Annotated in this window: 3 protein-coding genes; all 3 read right to left on the minus strand. The window is 32.4% G+C overall.

Annotation, left to right across the window (positions count from 1 at the left end; all coding sequences use genetic code 11):
- Positions 1-555: 555 nt before the first annotated feature.
- Positions 556-1,086, minus strand: a complete 531-nt coding sequence (locus tag DNC80_RS14320) for a hypothetical protein (protein ID WP_220485257.1) — start codon at positions 1,084-1,086, stop codon at positions 556-558.
- A 2-nt stretch (positions 1,087-1,088) separates the two neighbouring features.
- A complete protein-coding gene (locus tag DNC80_RS14325; RefSeq protein ID WP_182651800.1) occupies positions 1,089-2,582 on the minus strand; it encodes a class I SAM-dependent DNA methyltransferase in 1,494 nt (497 codons plus the stop codon).
- Positions 2,583-2,584: 2 nt separating this feature from the next.
- Positions 2,585-3,247 (minus strand): HNH endonuclease (locus DNC80_RS14330; RefSeq protein ID WP_182651801.1); only part of this gene is annotated, 663 nt, incomplete at its 5' end.

Consider the following 3,247-nt stretch of genomic DNA (forward strand, 5'->3'; position numbering starts at 1 on the left):
CTATTGAAATGAGAAGTATATTATTAGACATAGGATAATTTTCAGAAACTTATAGTTAGGCCGCTTTAAATTTTATCATTTTCTAATTCTTTATCATTTCTAATTCTATAGGACTTTCATTTATATGAGAAAAGATTTTGCCTTCTCCTTCTTCAACAACGATTTCATAATCGAAAAATATTTTTTTTGATTCCTAAGTTTAATCATTTGTCTATTTTGATACAATTTCCATTTGGCCTTTTTAGCTCATCCAATGTCATTAAAAACATCTTGGAAATATTCAAGATTTAATATCAAAGCGGTAGTTGTTAGTAAATGCCATTGTTATAAAGGAAAACCGAAGTCTCTGACTTCGGAGAGGTTGGTTTTATTTTGTTTTAAAGGATATGTTTTTTTATCTGGTAATTCAAGACTTAGATCTGAGCCATATTGGATTTATATTTTACTACAAGTTTTATCTAAAATGGTTTAAGTCATAAAATGTAATCATAAATCAGGTTGTGACTATTATTAATGTCTTAGGATTTGAAATTAAAAATGAAGATATTCTTTTTTTCAACTCTTTTTTACAGTAGACTTGATTCTTTTTTTTAGTCTAATATTTAGTTTTTCAACACCTAAATCTTCTCTGATTTTATAAGTTAAGTTTTCAAATTCTTCTAATTTATTACCAATAAACTTTTCTATGTCAAAATTTTCTTGGAACGTATTTTCTTCATCAAATAATCCATCATAAAATTTTTCAATCAAATCAAGAATGTTTTGAGGTAAAAATAAAGAATGTTGAATAATAGTTTTTCTAAAGACCTCAGTTACTCTATCAATTTGAATTTCAGTTTCCTTTTCTTTTTGGATGTCAAATTTATTAGATTCTTTACTTTCAACAACATCTATTAAAATTTCTTGATAATCATCAATTAACTTCGTAATACCCAACAACAATGATTGAGCATTGTCCATTTTATGCTTATAAAAGTGATTTTCATTTTCCATCGTTTTAAATACGATAAAGTTTCTGTAGGTAAGAACAGTTGCAAGTACTAAACATACCGTAGAAATAATATTAAAAAATATATTAGTATCCATATTTACTTTAAACTAGCAATAATCGCCCTAAAACTATCTAAACTTGCCTCTATATTCTCCACAATATCCAATGCTAAAACATCAGGATCGGGTAGATTATCTAAATCAGCTAGGGATTTGTCTTTTATCCATGTAATATCCAAGCTAGTCTTGTCTCGGGCAATGATTTCGTCATAGGTAAACTTTCTCCAACGTCCTTCCGGGTTGGTCTCTGCGTTGTAGGTTTCAGTACGTTTATACCTGTTTTCAGGGTTGTATAATTTTATAAAATCTTTTAAATCACTTAGTTTTAAAGGATTCTTTTTCAGGGTATGATGCACGTTTGTTCTGTAATCATACACCCAGGTCTCTTTTGTCCAAACATCTTTGCTGGATGGTTTTCCATCAAAAAACAACACGTTGGCTTTTACACCATTGGCATAGAAAATACCTGTTGGCAATCGCAATATGGTGTGCAAGTCTGTACTTTCTAACAACTTTTTACGCACGGTTTCGCCCACACCACCTTCAAACAAAACATTATCGGGTAACACCACGGCTGCTATTCCGGTTGTTTTAAGCATCGTGCGGATGTGTTGTACGAAGTTCAGCTGTTTGTTGCTAGTAGTAACCCAAAAATCCTGACGGTTATAGGTTAAATCTTCTTTTTCTTGTTCGCCATCTTGATTGGTAAACGTCATGCTGCTCTTTTTACCAAAAGGCGGATTGGCCAAGATGTAATCATAGCGCGTACCAGAATCCGTAATCAAGGAATCATTTGGTGAAATAAAATTATCTGAATCGATATCACCAATATTATGCAAAAACAAGTTCATTAATGCCAGTCGTCTTGTACTGGCGACAATTTCATTCCCGAAAAAAGTTTCATATTTCAAGAACTTTTTCGCTTCTTTATCTAAGTCTCGATTGTCTACCATCCAATCATAAGCGGCAAGGAAAAAACCTCCCGTACCACAAGCTGGATCTGCAATAGTTTTTAACGGTTCCGGACGCAAACATTCCACCATCGCTTTGATTAAGGGACGTGGTGTAAAGTATTGTCCTGCTCCACTCTTGGTATCTTCGGCATTTTTTTCCAGTAGACCTTCATAGATATCGCCTTTATCTTTCACGCCCATCAAGATCCAGTTCTCGGCATTGATTAGGGCAATGAGTTTATACAACTTGGCTGGGTCTTGTATCTTGTTTTGGCTTTTTACAAAAATTTGTCCCAAGATGCCTTTCTCTTTTGCTAGTTCTCGAAGCATGATGTTGTAATGCGACTCTAGCTCTGTACCACTTTTGGTGGTAAGAGTTTCCCACGCAAATACCGCAGGAATGGGCATTTCTCTATTGTGTGGTGGTTTGCTGTACTCGTCTGCCATTTTCAGGAACAATAAATATGTTAATTGCTCCAAGTAGTCACCATAGCCCACACCATCGTCTCTAAGAGTTTGACAAAATGCCCATACTTTGGATACTATACTGGAGGTGTTTGCTGAATTATCTTTGCTCATTGTTATTGATTATTTTTTTTTCTTTGTATCATGTGAGAAATTGCTTTTGAAATTTGTTCAAATTCTCTTGAATCTTTTTCCACATTCTTTAATCTATGGGTTAATCTTTTCATTGTACTTGCACCCCAAATTATTTGTTCTTCAACATTATTAATAATTACATCATATCTGTATAAACGACAAAATTCAAATGTATTAGGACCTTTTGTTCCTGGTATACCTCTTAAAAATATCCCTTTAAAAATCTCAAAATGTTCATTCCAATTATCAAAATGAGGATTAAAAATATTAAAACCATTAGACGCATTTGGAAATAAATTAGTCATCTGGTCAGCCAGTGTTGAACTAGCATTCTTTAACCTATTACAAGGTTCGCATGTGACAATTAGATTTTTAGGAATAAAAACCCATTTTTCTCTTACTGATTGTGCAACAATATGATCTAGATCTTCCCAATACGCATCAGTTCTTAGTTTTGTTCTACAATATGCGCATCTTCTTACTTGTCCAAAATAATGAGCTAATTTTAAATTCTTTTTATAATCAACATATATTTTGCTTTTTTTGCCCCAATATGAAATATCAATATTTATATCATTAATTATAGCTATTTCTTCAACACTTGGGGTATATGTTTTATTGATTAAAGTATAGCTATATTTAGT

Source organism: Flavobacterium sp. SOK18b (genome assembly GCF_014156605.1).
Classification (GTDB): domain Bacteria; phylum Bacteroidota; class Bacteroidia; order Flavobacteriales; family Flavobacteriaceae; genus Flavobacterium; species Flavobacterium tiangeerense.

What these genes read in the sequence shown, in the direction of transcription:
- DNC80_RS14320 (WP_220485257.1), bottom strand. Translation starts at nt 1,086, where the DNA reads ATGGATACTAATATATTTTTTAATATTATTTCTACGGTATGTTTAGTA.
- DNC80_RS14325 (WP_182651800.1), bottom strand. Translation starts at nt 2,582, where the DNA reads ATGAGCAAAGATAATTCAGCAAACACCTCCAGTATAGTATCCAAAGTA.